The sequence below is a fragment of the Pseudoduganella sp. GCM10020061 genome (assembly GCF_042683405.1).
GTDB lineage: Bacteria > Pseudomonadota > Gammaproteobacteria > Burkholderiales > Burkholderiaceae_D > Telluria.
The window spans coordinates 240,695-259,231 of record NZ_JBHUJS010000002.1; the positions used below are offsets into that span (position 1 = coordinate 240,695).

Sequence of the window (18,537 nt, forward strand, 5' to 3'; positions counted from 1 at the left end):
AGGCGCCAAGGCGGCAGGACCGCCCGCTACCAGGGGGTATATGCAAATTGGCCAGGCAGAGCAGGATACCCGGGGGAGTATCGCCGCTGAACGGCGGCGCCTGGCGTATTGGGGGGGAGTATGCCCGCCACGCCATCCCGCAATGCGGGGATGACGCGGCGCCTACCTTAGTTGGTGATGACGTCGGCGCCCTGCGGCGTGACGAACTTGAAGTGCGTGTCGGCCAGCTTGGGATTCTTCTCGAAGCGCGAGAACTTGAGCACGCTGGTCTGCCCGAACGCGTCGCGAAGCTCCATCGCTTCCGGCACGCCGTTGCGCAGGCCGATCTGCACGCTTTCGAACGCCGGGTCCTTGGCCTTTGGCGTCGCCTTCAGCCACTCCAGCCCATCGCGGGTGCCGCCTTCTGCCAGCGTGAAGTTCTTCTCCAGCTCATTGCTGCCAAAGAGGATCGCGGCTGGCGAAGAACCCAGCGCATCGCCCAGCTTGCGCACCGTGACCTGGTTCAGGTCCTTGTCATACACATACAGCTTGTCGCCGTCGGCCTGCAGCACCTGCTCGTAGGGCTTCTGGTAAGTCCAGACGAACTTGCCGGGCCGTGCGAACTCGAAGGTGCCCGACGAGGGCGCCGCCGGCTTGGCCTTGGAGTCCGCGCGCCGCACCTGCTGCTGCGTGAACTCGCCGCGCGCCGACTTGGTGGACGCTACAAAACTCTTGAACTGGTCGAGCGCAGCAGCCTGCGCCCCGCTTGCCGCCACCAGCGCAGACAGCGCTGCAGCGATCAAAGATTTATGAAAAGTCGACATCGGAATCCTTACTCTGCGTTTGCGGTTGGAACAAGGATATCGCGATTTCCGTTTGACTGCATGGACGATACCACCCCGCTCTGCTCCATCTGCTCCAGCAGGCGCGCTGCGCGGTTGTAGCCGATGCGCAGGTGGCGCTGCACCAGCGAGATCGACGCGCGACGGTTCTTGAGCACCACCGCCACCGCCTGGTCGTACATCGCATCCGATTCGCCGCCGCCTTCGCCGGCCGCCACGCCTTCCGCGCCGCCGCCCTCTTCCAGCGTCCCGCCTTCCAGGATGCCTTCGACATAATCCGGCTCGCCCTGCGCCTGCAGGTGCTTGACCACACGGTGCACCTCGTCGTCCGACACGAACGCGCCGTGCACGCGCACCGGCAGGCCGGTCCCCGGCGGCATGTACAGCATGTCGCCCATGCCCAGCAGCGTCTCGGCGCCCATCTGGTCAAGGATGGTGCGCGAGTCGATCTTCGACGAGACCTGGAACGCGATACGGGTCGGGATGTTCGCCTTGATCAGGCCCGTGATCACGTCCACCGACGGACGCTGGGTTGCCAGGATCAGGTGGATGCCTGCCGCGCGCGCCTTCTGCGCGATGCGGGCGATCAGCTCCTCGACCTTCTTCCCGACCACCATCATCAGGTCGGCCAGCTCGTCGATCACGATCACGATGGTCGGCAGCTTCTCGAGTGGCTCCGGCGCGTCCGGCGTCAGCGAGAACGGATTCGGGATGTGCTCCTCGCGCTTGGCCGCCTCCAGGATCTTGGTGTTGTAGCCGGCCAGGTTACGCACGCCCAGCTTGGACATCAGCTTGTAGCGCCGCTCCATCTCGTTGACCGCCCAGTTCAGCGCGTGGCCGGCCTGGCGCATGTCGGTGACGACCGGCGCCAGCAGGTGCGGGATACCTTCGTACACCGACATCTCCAGCATCTTCGGGTCGATCAGGATCAGGCGCACGTCGGCCGGATCGGACTTGTACAGCAGCGACAGGATGGTCGCATTGATACCGACCGACTTGCCCGAGCCGGTGGTGCCTGCCACCAGCAGGTGCGGCATCTTGGCCAGGTCCGCGATCACCGGCTTGCCGGCGATGTCCTTGCCCAGCGCGACCGTCAGGTTGGACGCGCTGTCGTTGTAGACCTTGGAACCGACGATCTCGGTCAGGCGCACGATCTGGCGCTTCGGATTCGGCAGCTCCAGCGCCATGTAGTTCTTGCCCGGGATGGTCTCGACCACCCGGATCGAAGTCAGCGACAACGAACGCGCCAGGTCGCGCGCCAGGTTCACGATCTGGCTGCCCTTCACGCCGGTGGCCGGCTCGATCTCGTAGCGCGTCACGACCGGACCCGGATAGGCCGCGACAACCTTCGCTTCCACGCCAAAGTCGGACAGCTTCTTCTCGATCAGGCGGCTGGTGAACTCCAGCGTCTCGTGCGACACCGTCTCCTGCGCCGGCGGCGGCTCGTCCAGCAGCGCCAGCGGCGGCAGCCTGGAGTCTCCCGGCAGGTCCTCGAACAGCGCGGCCTGCTTCTCCTTCTGCACGCGCTCGGACTTCGGCACCTCCACCACGGCAGGCTCGATCTTGACCGGCGGCGCCGCCACCGGATGCTTCTCCACGTGCTTGGCGCGCTCCTGCACCACCACTTCCTCGCGCTTGTGCAGCGCCACCTCGCCCTGCTTGCGGTCCTGGCGGTCTTCCATGCGCAAGCGCATCCAGTCCACCGCCTCCTCGATCTTTTCGCCGATACGCTCGGCCACCGACATCCACGAGACGTGGAAGAACAGCGAGAACCCGAGTCCGAACAGCGCCAGCAGCAGCAGCGTGCCTCCGGTGAAGCCGAACGCGGAATGCGCCGAACCGCCGATCACCTCGCCCAGCACGCCGCCGGGGGCCCGCGGCAGCTGCACGTCCAGGGACCACAAGCGCAGGTACTCCAGGCCCACGCTGCCGGCGAACAGCAGCACAAAGCCGAACCAGCGCACGATGCTTACCTCGCGCTGCTCGGGCGCGTCCGGCCCGTCGACGGCGTCACGGTTGGCCAGCGAACGGTAGCCCTTCCACACGACGCGCAGGAAGCAACCGCAAATCCACCAGGCGGAGAAACCAAAGATAAACAGCAGCAGGTCGGCCAGCCAGGCGCCGGCACGGCCGCCCAGGTTCGACACCTTGTCCTGCACCACATTGTGCGACCAGCCCGGATCCGCCTTGTCATAGCTCACCAGGATCATCACGAAGTACAGGAACAGGACGGCTAGCGCGATCCAGCGCGCTTCGGACAGCAGGCGGACCAGCCGGTTCGGAAGCGGCTGGCGCGACGAAGAATTTCGGGTATTGCCCAGGTTGGGCGATTGGCTAGTCTTAGGCATGCTCGATGAAACGCAGTGCAAAAATTGCAGTGCAGCCATTCTAAGCCATATAAGTCAGGATGCGGCCACATTCATCGAGTCGCGCGGCATCGCTTATAATCTCGGGCGCCTTGATGTTTGCCAAAACGACCCCAGTTTTCTGCATATTTACACGAAACGACAGCCATGACGACCAAAAAACACGCACGCGTACTCATTATCGGCTCCGGCCCCGCCGGCTACAGCGCAGCGGTCTACGCCGCCCGCGCCAACCTCAATCCGATGCTGGTGACCGGCGTGGAACAGGGTGGCCAGCTGATGACCACCACCGACGTGGAAAACTGGCCGGGCGACCCGATGGGCGTCCAGGGTCCTGAGCTGATGCAGCGCCTGCTGCAGCACGCCGAGCGTTTCAAGACCGAGATCGTGTTTGACCACATCCACACGACCTACCTGAACGAAAAGCCGATCCGCCTGGTCGGCGACACCGCCGAATACACCTGCGACGCCCTGATCATCGCCACCGGCGCCTCCGCCCAGTACCTCGGCCTGCCGTCCGAAGAAGCGTTCATGGGCCGCGGCGTGTCTGCCTGCGCCACCTGCGACGGCTTCTTCTACCGTAACCAGGAAGTGGCCGTCATCGGCGGGGGCAACACCGCTGTCGAAGAAGCGCTGTACCTGTCGAACATCGCCTCCAAGGTCACCCTCGTGCACCGCCGCGACAAGTTCCGCGCCGAGCCGATCCTGATCGACCGCCTGAAAGCCAAGGCGGCCGAAGGCAAGATCGTCCTCGAATACGACCACACCCTGGACGAAGTGCTGGGCAACGACAGTGGCGTGACCGGCATGCGCCTCAAGTCCACCAAGGGCGGCGACACCAAGGAAGTCGCCGTGCACGGCATCTTCGTCGCCATCGGCCACAAGCCGAACACCGGCATCTTCGAAGGCCAGCTGGACATGCACAACGGGTACATCAAGACCAAGACCGGCCTGGAAGGCATGGCCACCTCCACCAACATCCCGGGCGTGTTCGCCGCGGGCGACGTGCAGGACCACATCTACCGCCAGGCCATCACCAGCGCCGGCACCGGCTGCATGGCCGCGCTCGACGCACAGCGCTACCTCGAAGCGCTGGAGGACTAAAGGCAGTTCGATGGCGACCCTGAAGGATTTCGCGGACCTCAAAGGCCTGCGCGACAAACTCAAGGAAGAAGAGCAGGCGCGCGCCATCGAACAGGCCGAACGCGAAGCGCGCGAGCGGCGCGAACGGCACGAGGCCAACCTGTTCCGCGGCGCCCTCGGCGGCGTCAAGGAACTGCCCAAGTCCGACCGGTACGTCCCCAACATGCCGGCCAGCGCCAACATCTCCCGGGCCACGGTGCGTCCGCGCACCCAGGCCGAGGACGACGCTGCCGTCCTGCGCGAAATGATGTCCGACGAATTCGACGTCGAACACCTGCTCGAAGACGAACCAAGCATCTCCTTCCTGCGCCAGGGCTTCGGCGACGACCTCCTGCGCAAGCTGCGCAAGGGCGGCTACCGCGTCGAGGACGAACTCGATTTGCACGGCATGCGGCGCGACAAAGCGCGCAACGAACTGGGACTGTTCCTGCGCCATGCGCGCCAGCGCCAGTTCCGCTGCGTCCTCGTCATCCACGGCAAAGGGCACGGCTCCGCCGGCGGGGAGCCGGTGCTGCGCTCCATGGTGCACAGCTGGCTCGAACAGCGCGAAGAAGTCATCGCCTTCTGCTCCGCGCGCGTGGACGAGCGCAGCCACGGCGCCCTCCTCGTTCTGCTCCGCTCCGCCCTCCGCAAGTATTAAGGGGACTGTCCCCAGCGGGGACCGTCCTCCGAAATTCAGCCCGCAAAAGAGGCTGACTGCTGCGAGGCCTCACGCAAAAGAGCCGCGGGACAGACCCTCCCAGTGATGGACCTCACGCGCCCCTATCGAACAACCTCATCTGCATGTTATCTTTCCGGCCATGACCCTCATCAAGTTCATCGAAATCATGGCAATCCTGGTCGGCGCGTTCTCCGGCTTCATCGAAGCTCGCCGCAAGCGGATGGATCTGGTGGGTGTCTTCACCGTCGCCTTCATCACCGCATTTGGTGGCGGCACCATGCGCGACCTCCTGCTCGACAAGCGTCCCCTGTTCTGGGTCACGCACCAGGAATACGCCATCCTCATCTTCGTGCTCGCCCTGGTTGCCTCGCCCCTGATCCGCACCCTGCGCCAGATCGTCAGCGAGCGCCTGATCGTCATTGCCGACGCCATTGGCCTGGGCCTGTTCACGATTGCGGGCGTCGCCTCCGCCCTGGCGCACGGCATGCCCCTGTTCATCGCCTCCATGATGGGCGTCATCACCGGCATCTTCGGCGGCGTCCTGCGCGACATCGTCTGCAACGAAGTGCCCATGGTCTTCCGCGACGGCCGCCCCTACGCCATCTGCGCCTTCCTGGGCAGCTGGATGTTCATCGGCATGCGCCTGTACGGCATCGACTACGACACCGCCCTCTGGACGAGCGCCTTCTTCATCACCGCCCTGCGCCTCATCTCCTGGAAATTCGGCATGCGGGTCCCGGCCTCCGGCCCCTGAACGAAGTATCACATTCCAACACCGGGGTCAGGCACCGAGGTTGTCAACGCGCCCGACAGTAGCGTTCCCTGAGCAGTAAATCTCTGTACCAGGGCTCCCGCAGCTCCGTTCTGAGTCGTTCTCCCAATACAAAAAGGGTCAGGCTTCGGTAGCGAAATGTGCTACCGAGGCCTGACCCCGGGGGTGTTAAATTTGGCGACTAGGTCAGAACAGCCATGGGCCCGGCTGCAGCGCGAGCGTGGCCAGCGTGTGGTTCGTCAGCGTGATCGAGCCGTCGCCCAGCGGGGAGCCGGTGATGACGACGGCGTCCATGCTGCCGTCGCCGTCGCTGTCGATCTCGCTGAAGGTGAACGCGTCGGCGGAGTGGGCGCCGTCGAACGACCACAGGTTGGCGGCGCTGCCGCTGCCGGTGTAGCCGGTGAACACGCGGTCGCCGCGACCCAGGTCGGTGATCACGGTATGCGTGCCGACGCCAATCACGAACACGTCGTTCGACAGGCCGCCCGTCAGCACGTCGCGCCCGGTGCCGCCGAACAGGACGTCGCTGCCAGCGCCGCCATCGAGCTGGTCGTTGCCGTCGCCGCCGAACAGCACGTCGCTCCCGTGACCGCCCGACAGGTGGTCGGCACCTGCGCCGCCGCTCAGGTAGTCGTCGCCGTTGTCGCCGTTGAGGAAGTCGGCGCCGGTCGAGCCGAATGCGCGGTCGTCGCCGTTCGCGCCGCTGTAGCGCGCATCGCGGCCGGCCGGAGCGATGTACAGGTCGTTGCCGTTGCCGCCGCGCGCGGTGACGTTGTCGCCCGCCTCGCTCACGGTGACCGAGACGGTGACCGGGGCGCTCAGGCCGCCGTTCGCGTCGCGCACCTGGTAGGTGAAGGTGTCGACAACCGATTCGCCGGCCGCCATCGCGCCGAAGCTGTCGGCATTGGCGGTATAGCGCACCTTGCCGTCTTCGATTGCGATCGCGGCGCCGGCGGCGGAGGTGGCGCCGCCCAGCACGATCGACAGGCTGTCGCCGTCACCATCGCTGTCGTTGGCCAGCACGTCGATCGCCAGCGAGCCGTCTTCCAGCACGCTGGCGCTTTCCGCGACGCCCACCGGCAGGTCTTCCACCGACGCGACGTCCAGCGTCACCGTCATGACTTGCGAGACGCCGCCATGCGCGTCCCTGGCGACATAGCTGAAGCTGTCCACGCCGTGGTAGTTGGCCGCCGCCACGTAGCGGAACGAGCCGTCGGCATTGAACACGAGGGTGCCGTGGTCAGGTCCGTCCACCAGGTGGGCGGTCAGCGCGTCGCCGTTCTTGTCGGTGTCGTTGGCCAGCACGCCATGCGCGGCGTCCACCACCAGTTCGATGTCTTCGGCGCCCGCGACCACGTCGGCCGTGCCGGCCGGGCCGCTGTTGACCAGCACGCGCGCGAGCACCGCATCGTGGTCGGTCGGGGTAGTGCCGTACGGCTGGTTGCTGTTCAGGTGGACGTTGTCGAACAGCGTATTGCCGGCCAGGCGGGTCGACACCAGCAGGTGGTCGATCTGCTCGTTGCTGCCCTGGTAGGCGCTGGAATAGCGGTCCACCGCATCCAGGCTCCACACCATGTTGGCCAGGTGGCCGTCGGCCTCCAGGATGGTCAGCGACTGCTCGTAGTGGAACGCGTTGAAGTCGCCCGCGACCACGATGTTCGCGTTCGCGTCCAGCGCCATTTCGCCGCGCACGAAGTCGCGGATCGCGGTGGTCTGGTCGAGCCGGCGGTCGTCGCCGTTGTTCAGCGGCGGCTGGTGCACGCCGAACAGTTCGTCGCTGCCCAGGCGCGAGTAGTTGTGCACGCCCACGAAGGTGACTTCTTCGCCGTGGAACATGAAGTCCGCGACGATCGGTTTGCGGCTGTTGCGGTAGCCGTCGCCGTCGGCCGGCGTGGTATCGGAAATCTGGCGCACGCTGCCCGCCACGTAGTCGACGCGCTCCGGGTTGTACAGGATCGCGTTGCGGATGTTCCCGTTCGATTCGCCGCCGTTGGCGTTCTCCGCGATCGGGTCGATCACCACCCACGCGTAGCGCGGGCCGCCTGCGGCAACGATCGCATCGACCAGCATGCCAAGCGTGACGTCGGAGGCCAGTACGCCCTTGCCGGTGCCGTTGTTATCCTGGATCTCTTCCACACCCAGGATGTCCGGTGCGTTCAGGTTGATGGCGATGTCGCGTCCGAGCGCTGCGAACTTCGCCGCGTCGTCGGTAGGCGACAGGTTCTCGACGTTGTAGGCGCCCACGGTGAGGTGCGCGTCGCCCCCTTCCAGCGTGGTGACGTCGCGCGAGATCGGGGTGCTCACCGGCGCGGCCGGGGCCACGGTCGGCACCAGTTCCCACAGGCCGCCGTAGTAATGCATGATGCCTTCGACGTCGCCCAGTTTATCGCCGGGGACGTAGTTGCCCGCGCCCTCGGGATTCACGCCCAGGTCGTTGTAGATCTGGAAGCGCTCGGGATTGCGGTCGCCCAGGCCGCTGGTGATGGCGCCGCGGTCGTTGGTGCCGGTCGCGTTCGCGCCGCTGTCGGTCATCACGAAGGTGGCGTTCTGGTAGGTGCTGCTCAGCGCCTGCACGTCCTTGGCCACCACGAGCATGCCTTCCAGCGATTCGTAGAAGTCGATCGCATCCGTCTCCGGGTTGAAGACGCTGAAGTTGTCGCTGTCGACGATTTCGGTCGGCGACAGGCGGCCGCCGGCGCCCAGGATGGTCGCGGCCACCGTGTTCCCGCTTGAGAGCACCGTCAGGTTCTCGACATGCGTCAGTTCGGTGACGGTCAGGTTGTTGGCATCGTTGCCGCGGTACTCCTCGACCAGGCCCTGCATCTCGACCATGTCGCCAACCTGCACGGCCGCGGTCGAGAACACGAAAATGGCATCGGAGGTGGCCAGGTTGCCATCGCCTTCCGGATCCTGGATCCAGAAGCCCTTGGTGCCGGTGGTGTCGATGGCGGTGACCACGCCGCGCGTGTTCACCAGCTTGCCGTTGTACGCCGAGGTGTGGCCCGCGCCCTGGATCTCGAAGATGCGGGTCATCGCATCGATGGTCTTGAAGTCGATCGGGTCGCCGCCCGTGCCAGCATACGGGTTGCCGGCGCTGTCGAGCAGCGCGCCGGCGTCCACGCTCATGTGGTACGTGGTGCCGAGCTTGAGGTTCTCGGCCGGGTTGATGATCACGCGCTGGCCGCTGAAGCTCACCTGGGTGGCGTCGTTCACGTCGATCACGCGCACGTCGCCATTGCCGTCGTCGAGGGTGATGCTGCCGCTGCCCGCCTTCATCAGTTCATTGAAGGCCAGCTGCAGGTCGGCTCCCGGCGCCACGGCGAAGGCGTCGTCGGCCGGAATGCTGGAGGACAGTTCCGGCGCGGTGGTGTCGACCCCAGCCGATTCGCTGGTCACCGAGATGTTGTCCACGCCAATCCATTCGTCGCTGCCAACGGCATCGGCGGTGATGATGCGGATCTCGACCTGCGACTGGTTGTTGACGGCCGCCGGCAGCGTCAGTTCGAGGTGGTGCGTCAGCGTCGCCTGGCTCGGGCCGCCGGAAGCATCGGCCACGTAGCCGCCTTCCACCACGGTCCAGTCGCCGGTGCCGCCCACGCGGTACTGCACCGAGACGCGCTGGATCGAGTTGTCCGCGCTGCCGTCGATGTCGCGCAAGTCGACCGAGAAGGTCAGGTTCTGGCGGCCGCTGGCATCCAGGAACAGCACCAGGTGCGGCGCCTGCGCGGTGCCGGAGCCCTGCAGCGCCACCACCGGATCGGCCAGGTGGAATTCGGTCACGCCACCGCTGGTGTAGGTGTTGGGATTGGACTGGTTGGCATTGACGTTGACGACGCGGGTGCCGTCGCCCAGCACGGTGGCCGGATCCTTGCCCGAGTTCGCGAGCTGGTCGCCGCGGTAGCCCATGATGCTCGGGACACCGCTCCAGTCATGGTTTGTCGAGATCAGGCTGGTGTCGCTCCAGTCCTGGAAAAAATTACCGTTTGCCAGCTTGTGAAAGACCATCGACATGCCACGTTCTCCTGTTGTCCGCGCCCGCGGGCGACTGTTATCAATATCGGCGTCTGCCGCGCCGATCGAATTGATTATACAAAACAGTTGCTACAGGAATATGGCAAAAACTTGGCTGTTCGTTATTAGCCACAACGAACGTATTGACAGGGCCGGCGGCGCATCCGCCGGCCCGGAGGGAGAGGAACTTAGACGGCGTCGGGACCGGTTTCGCCGGTGCGGATGCGGATCACCTGCTCGATGTTCTGCACGAAGATCTTGCCGTCCCCGATCTTGCCGGTGCGCGCCGCCTTGATGATGGCGTCCACGACCGAGTCGGCCATCGCATCGTCCACCACCACCTCGATCTTGATCTTGGGGAGGAAGTCGACAACGTACTCGGCGCCCCGGTACAGCTCGGTGTGACCCTTCTGGCGGCCGAACCCCTTCACTTCGGTGACGGTCAGGCCGGTCACGTTCACGTCGGCCAGCGCTTCTCGCACTTCGTCCAGCTTGAACGGTTTGATGACGCAGGTGATCTGTTTCATTGCTTGTCTCCGGTTTGGTTGATCGCGATATCTGGAATCCGGTCGAGGTCGCGCAGCCACACGGTGGCTTCCGAGTCGCTCGGGGCGCGCCAGTCGCCGCGCGGCGACAGCGAGCCGCCGGTGCCGACCTTCGGTCCGTTCGGCACGCAGGAACGCTTGAACTGGCTGCCGCGGAAGAAGCGCGAGACGAAGATGCGCAGCACGCGCTTGATCTCCGCCAGCGTGTACTGGTTGCGCGAGACGTGCGCGCCGTGCGGCCAGTCGCCCTTGCCGCTGTCGTGCCAGGCGCTCCAGGACAGGAATGCGACCTTCGACGGCGCAAAGCCGTAGCGCAGGATGTAGAAGAGGTTGAAGTCCTGCAGCTCGTACGGCCCGATCACGCTTTCGGTGGACTGCTCCGGCTGTCCGCCGGCGCTGCCCGGCACCAGCTCCGGGCTGATGTTGGTGGACAGGACTTCTTCCAGCACCTGCGAGCCGCCGGTGCCCATGGCGCCCGTTTCGGCCACCCAGCGCACCAGGTGCGCGATCAGCGTCTTGGGCACGCTGGCGTTGACGTTGTAGTGGGACATATGGTCGCCCACGCCATACGTGCACCAGCCCAGCGCCAGCTCGCTCAGGTCCCCGGTGCCGGCCACCAGCGCGTTGTGGCGGTTCGCCAGGCGGAACAGGTGGCTGGTGCGCTCGCCCGCCTGCACGTTCTCGAACGTGACGTCGAAGACCGGCTGGCCATCGGCGTACGGGTGGCCGATATCCTTGAGCATCTGCTCGCAGCTCGGACGGATGTCGATTTCGTGCGCGCTGCAGCCCACCACTTCCATCAGCCTGCGCGCCTGCGCCAGCGTGCGTTCGCTGGTCGCGAAGCCCGGCATCGTGTACGCGAGGATGTTGGTGCGCGGCAGTCCCAGGCGGTCCATCACTTTCGCGCACACCAGCAGCGCGTGGGTCGAATCGAGGCCGCCGGAAATGCCGATCACGAGCTTCTGGATGCCGGACGAGCGCAGGCGCTGCTCCAGCCCCTGCACCTGGATGTTGTACACCTCGGTGCAGCGCTCATCGCGCAGCGCCGGGTTGGCCGGCACGTAGGGGAAACGCTGGACGCAGCGCGCCAGCGGCAGCTGCGCGCCCCGCTCCACCGGCACCTCGAAGCGCACCAGCGAGAACAGGGCCACTTCGTCGGCGTGGCGACGCGTGCATTGGCCGAAGGTGGACAGGCGCATGCGCTCGCGCGACAGGCGTTCCAGGTCCACGTCCGCGGAGATGAGGTGCGATCCGTTGGCAAAGCGCGGCGCCTCGGCCAGCAGCTCGCCGTTTTCGTAGATGATGGCCTGCCCGTCCCAGGCCATATCGGTGGTCGATTCGCCCAGGCCGGACGATGTATACATATAGGCGGCCAGGCAGCGCGCCGACTGCTGCCCCACCAGCTGGTGCCGGTAGGCGGCCTTGCCAACCACCGCGTTCGATGCGGACAGGTTGACCAGCACCGTGGCCCCGGCCATCGCCGCGTACGACGACGGCGGCACCGGCACCCAGGCGTCCTCGCAGATCTCCACGTGGAAGCGCAGGTTCTCGATGTTGGCTACTTCGAACAGCAAACCGGTGCCGAACGGGACGCGCTGCTCCAGCAGGTCGATCTCGTTGACGGTGGCGCTGTCGGCGGCATTGAACTGGCGCGCCTCGTAGAACTCGCTGTAATTCGGCAGGAAGCTCTTCGGCACCGCACCGAGCAGCTGGCCGCCGGCGACCACCACCGCGCAGTTATATAACAGGTGCTCGACCCGCAGCGGCAGGCCCACGACCAGCGCCGCCGGGATGTCGTTCGATGCCTCGACGATCTCCGCCAGCGCGGCCAGGCACCCGTCCAGCAGCGCGCGCTGGTGGAACAGGTCGTCGCAGGTGTAGGCCGACAGGCCGAGCTCCGGGAACGCGACCAGCACCGCGCCCCCTTGCGCCGCCTCGCGCGCCAGCCGGATGGTCTCTGCGGCGTTGAACTCGGGATCGGCGACGCGGCCCTGGGGAATGCCGACCGCCACACGGGCGAAGCCGTGCGCGTACAGGTTGAAAAATTCGTTCATCGATTTTGCGTAGAATGCATTGACGGATGCATAACGGACAAAAATGAATTATCGCACGCATATCGCTTCCTCCCTCGCCGAAGTCGGACAGGCCGCATGGGACGCGCTCGCCGCCAGCCAGGAGCGCCCGAATCCCTTCCTGTCCTTCGCCTTCCTGCATGCGCTGCACGAATCGGGCAGCGCCTCGCGCGCCACCGGCTGGGACCCGCACTACGTCTGCCTCTACGACGGCGAGACGCTGGCGGCCGCCCTGCCGCTCTACCTCAAGTGGCACTCGTACGGCGAATACGTGTTCGACTGGGCCTGGGCCGACGCCTACCGCAGGCACGGCCTGGAGTACTACCCGAAGCTCCTGTCCGCGATCCCGTTCACGCCGGTCGCCGGCCCGCGCCTGCTGGCCCGCGACGCCCACGCGCGCGCAGCGCTCATCGAAGCGCTGCTGGCGATGCAGGATGCGCTGCAGGCCTCGTCCACCCACGTGCTCTATCCTCCGCCCGAGCACACGGCACTGCTGCAGGACGCGGGTTTCATGCTGCGCAGCGGTGTCCAGTTCCACTGGCTGAACCGCGGCTACCGCGACTTCGAGCAGTTCCTGTCCTCGCTGGACCGCAAGAAGGCCAAGAACATCCGCGCCGAGCGGCGCCGCGTGGCCGAAGCGGGAATCGAGATGCAGCGCATCCGCGGCGCCGACGCCAGCGACGAGGACTGGCGCTTCTTTCATGCCTGCTACGTCGCGACCTACCGCGCCCACCATTCGACGCCCTACCTCAACCTCGATTTCTTCCGCCGCATCGGGCGCGACATGCCGGGCAACATCCTGCTGGTGCTGGCCCGCCGCGCGGGCCGGCCGATTGCGGCATCGCTGGTCATCTACGGCAGCGATGCGTTGTATGGACGCTACTGGGGCGCGCTCGAATACGTCCCTGCCCTGCACTTCGAGGCCGCGTATTACCAGCCGCTGGAATTCTGCATCGAGCAAGGCATCCCTGTATTCGAGGGCGGCGCCCAGGGCGAGCACAAGATGGCGCGGGGCTTCCTGCCGACCCGCACCTGGTCGGCGCACCGGCTGGCACACCCCGCCTTTGCCGATGCAGTCGAACGGTTTTTGGCGCGCGAGGCCGGCGGCATCGACAGCTATCTGGACGAACTGACCGAGCGCACCCCGTTCCGGTCCTAGTGCCGAACCTGTATAGTCGCGGATATTCATAAAACAAGGGGGAAAGCGGTGCTCGAACGATTCTTCAAGCTGAATGAAAACGGAACCAATGTGCGGACGGAGCTGCTGGCCGGCCTGACCACGTTCCTGACCATGGCCTACATCATCTTCGTCAACCCGGCCATCCTCGGCGACGCCGGCATGCCGAAGGACGCGGTATTCGTTGCCACCTGCCTGGCCGCGGCGCTCGGCACGGCCATCATGGGCCTGTACGCCAACTACCCGATCGCGATGGCGCCGGGCATGGGCCTGAACGCCTACTTCGCCTACGTCGTGGTGCTGGGCATGGGCGTGCCGTGGCAGACCGCGCTGGGCGCAGTGTTCATCTCCGGCGCGCTGTTCGTGCTGGTTAGCGTGGTCGGGCTGCGGGAACTGATCATCAAGGGCATTCCGCAGTCGCTGCGGATCGGCATCACGGTCGGCATCGGCCTGTTCCTGGCGCTAATCGCGCTGAAGAACGCCGGCATCGTGGTCGACAACCCGGCCACGCTGGTCGGCATCGGCGACCTGCACGCGGTTCCGGCGATCCTGGCGGTGATCGGCTTCCTGCTGATCGTCGCGCTCGATAAGCTCAAGGTGCGCGGCGCGATCCTGATCGGCATCCTGGCCGTGACGGTGCTGTCCTTCGTGTTCGGCGGGCAGGAGTTCAAGGGCGTGATGTCGCTGCCGCCGTCGCTCGACTCGACCCTGTTCAAGCTCGACATCCCTGGCGCGCTCTCGATGGGCATCATGAACGTGGTGCTGGTGTTCTTCCTGGTCGAGCTGTTCGACGCGACCGGCACGCTGATGGGCGTGGCGCGCCGCGCCGGCCTGCTCGTGCCAGGCAAGATGGAACAGATGAACAAGGCGCTGCTGGCCGACAGTACCGCGATCGTGGCCGGCTCCGTGCTGGGTACATCCAGCACCACCGCCTACATCGAAAGCGCCTCGGGCGTGCAGGCGGGCGGACGCACCGGCCTGACCGCGATCGCGGTGGCCGTGCTGTTCCTGGCCTGCCTGTTCTTCGCGCCGCTGGCAGGCGCGGTGCCGGCCTACGCGACCGCTCCGGCGCTGCTGTTCGTGGCCTGCCTGATGCTGAGCGACCTGGCGCAGGTGGACTGGGAAGACACCACTGAAAGCGTGCCTGCGGCGATCTGCGCCCTGATGATGCCGTTCACGTACTCGATCGCCCAGGGCATCGCCTTCGGCTTCGTCGCCTACGCCGCGCTCAAGCTCCTGAGCGGCAAGGCGCGTGGCGTGGCGATCGTCACCTGGGTCATCGCGGCGATCTTCCTGTTCCGCTTCATCTACCTCGGCGCCGCCTGAACACGGCCCACTGTCCGCACCGGACGTCTCACCTCCTCCCGGCCGGCTGATCGCGCACGGCGACGCCGGCCGGCGGCCGCGCCGGGGTTTCTGCACCTGACCCGCCGGCCCGGTGGCTTGCATCCCGGCCAGCCCGAACTGGATGTGCATTTCTGCACAACAGGGGTGCGTGTTGTTATCTATTCATCCAAACTCAACCAAGGCACACTGCTGAGCATGCGAGCCTGAACGCACGCCGCTATCCAAAAATAGGGAGACACGCAATGCGCCTTACCGAGAAAAATCTGAAGCTGCTTCACCGTACCGCCATTTCCACCGCCGTCCTGATCGCAATTTCAGGTGGCACGACCGGTCTGGCCCACGCCCAGGAAGACAATGCCGCGGCGCCCGCCGCCAACGCCGACGCTCCGGCCAAGGTCATTGTGACGGCGCGCCGGCGGACTGAATTGATCCAGGACGTGCCGGGTGCGGTGACCGCGATTACGGGTGCGGAGCTGGAAAAACAGGGCATTCCCGACATCACCGCCCTCACCGAGAAGGTTCCCAACACCACGCTGAAGTCCTCGCGGGGCACGAACACCACGTTAACCGCATTCATCCGGGGCATCGGCCAGCAGGACCCGGTGGCCGGTTACGAACAGGGCGTCGGCATCTATCTCGACGACGTCTACCTCGCGCGCCCGCAGGGTGCGCTGACTGACATTTACGACCTGGAGCGCATCGAAGTGCTGCGCGGCCCCCAGGGTACGCTGTACGGCCGCAATACCATCGGCGGCGCGGTCAAGTATGTGACCCGCAAACTGTCTCCGAAACCCACTCTGGATGCCAAGTTCACCTTCGGTAAGTATGGGCAGAAGGACCTCGTCCTGAAAGGCAGCACCCCGGTCTCGGACATGCTGCGCCTGGGCGCGACCATCGGCACGTTCAACCGTGACGGTTACGGCCGCAACGTCATCAACGGCAGGGACAACTATGACAAGGATGTGCTGGCCGGCCGCATCAGCGCCGAACTGACGCCAACCAGCGACCTGTTCGTACGCTTCAGCGCCGACCGCACCGTCGATAAATCGCAACCAAAGCAGGGCTACCGCATCACCAACGGCCCGGCCCCGGACAACCTGCCGCCGCTGGCCGGCTTGTACGACACCCGCGCCAACCTGTATGCCGTGAACGGCCACGAACAGGAGGTCACGAACGAGGGCGCGTCCCTGCTGATCGACTACGCGATCGACCCGACACTGTCGGTCAAATCGATCAGCGCGTACCGTAAGGGCAAATCGTACGCGCCAATCGATTTCGACTCGATGAACACCCCGCTGTTCGAAGCACCATCGATCTATAGCGACAAGCAGACGAGCCAGGAATTCCAGCTGACCTACACCGGCTCGCGCCTGCAGGGCGTGGCGGGCGTGTTCTTCATGAAAGCGAATGCCTTCAACGAGTTCGACGTGCTGTACAACGCCGCCGGCGGCCTGTCGCTCTACACGCTGGACGACATCGACACCAAGACCTGGGCGGTGTTCGCCGACGCCAGCTACAGCTTGACCGACACCTTCAACATCACGCTCGGCGGCCGCTACACCGACGACGAGCGCCGCGCACGCATCTTCAAGCGCACCTATCTCGGCCTCAAAGGGTCGCCGACACTGGGCAATCCGTCCGCCATCGGCCTGCCGGCCAACACCGACCTGGGCATGAACGACCTGCAACGCACGGACAAGAAGTTCACTCCGAAGCTCGGCTTCGGCTGGAAACTGGCGCCGCAACACAACCTGTACAGCACCTATTCGCAAGGCTTCAAAGGCGGCATGTTCGACCCGCGCATGGACCTGGCGGCAACGGGCGGCCCGAACAGCGCCGTGTCGCAGGAAAAGCGCAAGGGCGTCAATCCTGAAGAAGTCAGCACGATCGAACTGGGCCTGAAATCGGCGCTGCACGGCGACCGCGTGCTGACCAATGCCGCGGTGTTCTATACGGACTACAAGAACGTCCAGATCCCGGGCTCGATTCCAACCTATGACGCAGCCGGCAACGTGAATGGTTTCGCGGGCAGCCTGACCAATGCCGGCAAGGCAAAGATCAAGGGTGTCGAGCTGGAAGCGGTCGCCTACCTGACTGACTCGTTGAACATGAGCGCGATGTACAGCTACATCGACGCCGAGTACAAGGAATGGATGGTGGCGAAAGGTGCAGGCCTGGTGAACATCGCCGGCAGCACCGAGTTCCAGAACACGCCGAAGCATTCCGCGAACGTCTCCGTGAACTACGAGTGGCCGCTGGCCGCGATGGGTCGCGCGGGCAAGCTGCGACTGATGAACAGCCTGTCCTACAAGGGCGATGTGTACCAGACCGAGATTGCGCGCCCTACCGGCATCGCCTCGCTCGATGCCCTGGTTCCCGGCAACCTGATGCTGGCCCAGGGAGGCTTCTCGCTGTGGGACGCCAGCCTGGTGTGGACCAGCGCCGACCGCAAGATCGAAGTCGGGCTGCATGGCCGCAACCTGACCGACAAGCGCTACAAGGTGGCGGGCTACAACTTCTCCGGCTTCTTCAACACCGTCACGGCGTTCTACGGCGATCCGCGCACCGTCAAGGCGACGCTCAACCTGAAGTACTGATCTGTTGCCACAAAAAGAAAGGGCGCCGTGAGGCGCCCTTTTTTTTGGCGTGCCGCGCTAGCGCGGCACCGGCGTTGGGACGGCCGGCGGATGGGCAAACAAGCCCGGTTGCGCGTCCGCATACTCGCGCAGCAGGTTCCATACGGCGCGCACGCGCGGCAGGCGGTACAGGTCCACCGGCGCCACCATCCAGTACGCCCGCTCTGCAAACACTTCGTCCTGCATGATCGGCACCAGGCTGCCATCAGCGGGGATCACGTACGGCGGCGCCATCATCAGTCCGAGTCCGGCGGCGGCGGCCTCGGCCTGCGCCATCATGCCGGTACAGCACAGGCGGCGGCGCGGCGTGAAGCCGAGCTCGTCAAGAAAATTGAGCTCGTTGCTGGCCAACCGGTCCTGCACGTAATCGACGAAATCGAGCCCGGCCAGGTCGGCCCGGCTGCGCACCGGATGGCGCGCCAGGTAGTCGGGCGAGCCGTACAGGTATACCCGGAACGAGGCCAGCCGGGTGACCATGTAGCGTCCGCTGTTCGGCGCATCCAGCGTCACGCCCAGGTCGGCCTCGCGGTTGGCCAGGTTGGCGAAGCGCGGCTGCACCAGCAAGTCGATCGACAGCTCCGGATGCGATTGCAGGAAACGCGCCAGCAGCGGCGTGATGACCCGGACACCCAGCACCTCGGGCACGCCCAGGCGCACCACGCCGCGCACCCCGACCCGATTGCCGGAGAGCTGGTCCTGCGCCGCCAGCACCGCGCTTTCCATCGCCTCGGCATGCGGCAGCAGCGCCAGCCCCATTTCGGTCAGCTCATACCCCTCGCGCGAGCGGTCGAACAAGGTCGAGCCCAGCTGGGTCTCGAGGCGGTCGATCCGGCGCGCCACCGTCGTGTGCTCGACTTCCAGGCCGCGCGAGGCGCCCGACAAGGTGCCAGTGCGAGCCAGCTCGAGGAAATAACGCAGGTCCGTCCATTCAGGCAGGGTTTTCATGCGGGACATTGTGCATCAATGCACAGCCGTATGGCAATTTC

At 65.6% G+C, this 18,537-nt stretch carries 12 protein-coding genes; 6 read left to right on the top strand and 6 right to left on the bottom strand.

Annotation, left to right across the window (positions count from 1 at the left end):
* Positions 1-167: 167 nt before the first annotated feature.
* A complete protein-coding gene (lolA, locus tag ACFSQR_RS04890; protein WP_377728502.1) occupies positions 168-803 on the bottom strand; it encodes an outer membrane lipoprotein chaperone LolA in 636 nt (211 codons plus the stop codon).
* A gap of 8 nt (positions 804-811) precedes the next feature.
* Entirely contained in the window at positions 812-3,169 is a 2,358-nt protein-coding gene (locus ACFSQR_RS04895; RefSeq protein ID WP_377728503.1) for a DNA translocase FtsK, read from the bottom strand.
* Between the two features lie 165 nt (positions 3,170-3,334).
* Between ACFSQR_RS04895 and trxB the strand changes: the two genes are divergently transcribed.
* From trxB to ACFSQR_RS04910, 3 genes are all read left to right on the top strand, one after another.
* Positions 3,335-4,291: a thioredoxin-disulfide reductase gene (trxB, locus tag ACFSQR_RS04900; RefSeq protein WP_377728504.1), complete on the top strand. Its 957-nt coding sequence runs from the start codon at positions 3,335-3,337 to the stop codon at positions 4,289-4,291.
* 10 nt (positions 4,292-4,301) lie between these two features.
* The gene (locus ACFSQR_RS04905; RefSeq protein WP_377728505.1) at positions 4,302-4,970 is read left to right on the top strand and encodes a Smr/MutS family protein; all 669 of its coding nucleotides are present in this window, start codon (positions 4,302-4,304) and stop codon (positions 4,968-4,970) included.
* Positions 4,971-5,130: 160 nt separating this feature from the next.
* Positions 5,131-5,745, top strand: coding sequence for a trimeric intracellular cation channel family protein (locus ACFSQR_RS04910; protein WP_377728506.1), 615 nt, complete (start codon positions 5,131-5,133; stop codon positions 5,743-5,745).
* Between the two features lie 204 nt (positions 5,746-5,949).
* Here ACFSQR_RS04910 and ACFSQR_RS04915 read toward each other — a convergent pair whose 3' ends face one another.
* From ACFSQR_RS04915 to ACFSQR_RS04925, 3 genes are all read right to left on the bottom strand, one after another.
* Positions 5,950-9,774 carry an Ig-like domain-containing protein gene (locus tag ACFSQR_RS04915; protein ID WP_377728507.1) on the bottom strand — a complete coding sequence of 1,275 codons (3,825 nt, stop codon included), beginning with the start codon at positions 9,772-9,774 and terminating at the stop codon, positions 5,950-5,952.
* Between the two features lie 188 nt (positions 9,775-9,962).
* Positions 9,963-10,301, bottom strand: coding sequence for a P-II family nitrogen regulator (locus ACFSQR_RS04920; RefSeq protein WP_377728508.1), 339 nt, complete (start codon positions 10,299-10,301; stop codon positions 9,963-9,965).
* Complete coding sequence (locus tag ACFSQR_RS04925) at positions 10,298-12,373, bottom strand: NAD(+) synthase (RefSeq protein WP_377728509.1); 2,076 nt, start codon at positions 12,371-12,373, stop codon at positions 10,298-10,300. The genes ACFSQR_RS04920 and ACFSQR_RS04925 overlap by 4 nt, the downstream gene beginning before the upstream one ends.
* A 43-nt stretch (positions 12,374-12,416) precedes the next feature.
* On the opposite strand from ACFSQR_RS04925, the gene ACFSQR_RS04930 reads away from it, so the two are divergent.
* The 3 genes from ACFSQR_RS04930 (at position 12,417) to ACFSQR_RS04940 (ending at position 17,512) form a co-directional block, all read left to right on the top strand.
* The gene (locus ACFSQR_RS04930; RefSeq protein WP_377728510.1) at positions 12,417-13,550 is read left to right on the top strand and encodes a GNAT family N-acetyltransferase; all 1,134 of its coding nucleotides are present in this window, start codon (positions 12,417-12,419) and stop codon (positions 13,548-13,550) included.
* 48 nt (positions 13,551-13,598) lie between these two features.
* Positions 13,599-14,894, top strand: a complete 1,296-nt coding sequence (locus ACFSQR_RS04935) for an NCS2 family permease (protein ID WP_377728511.1) — start codon at positions 13,599-13,601, stop codon at positions 14,892-14,894.
* A 263-nt stretch (positions 14,895-15,157) separates the two neighbouring features.
* Positions 15,158-17,512, top strand: coding sequence for a TonB-dependent receptor (locus ACFSQR_RS04940; protein WP_377728512.1), 2,355 nt, complete (start codon positions 15,158-15,160; stop codon positions 17,510-17,512).
* A gap of 57 nt (positions 17,513-17,569) precedes the next feature.
* On the opposite strand, the gene ACFSQR_RS04945 is transcribed toward ACFSQR_RS04940, so the two are convergent.
* Positions 17,570-18,505, bottom strand: coding sequence for a LysR family transcriptional regulator (locus ACFSQR_RS04945; protein WP_377728513.1), 936 nt, complete (start codon positions 18,503-18,505; stop codon positions 17,570-17,572).
* Positions 18,506-18,537 lie beyond the last annotated feature (32 nt).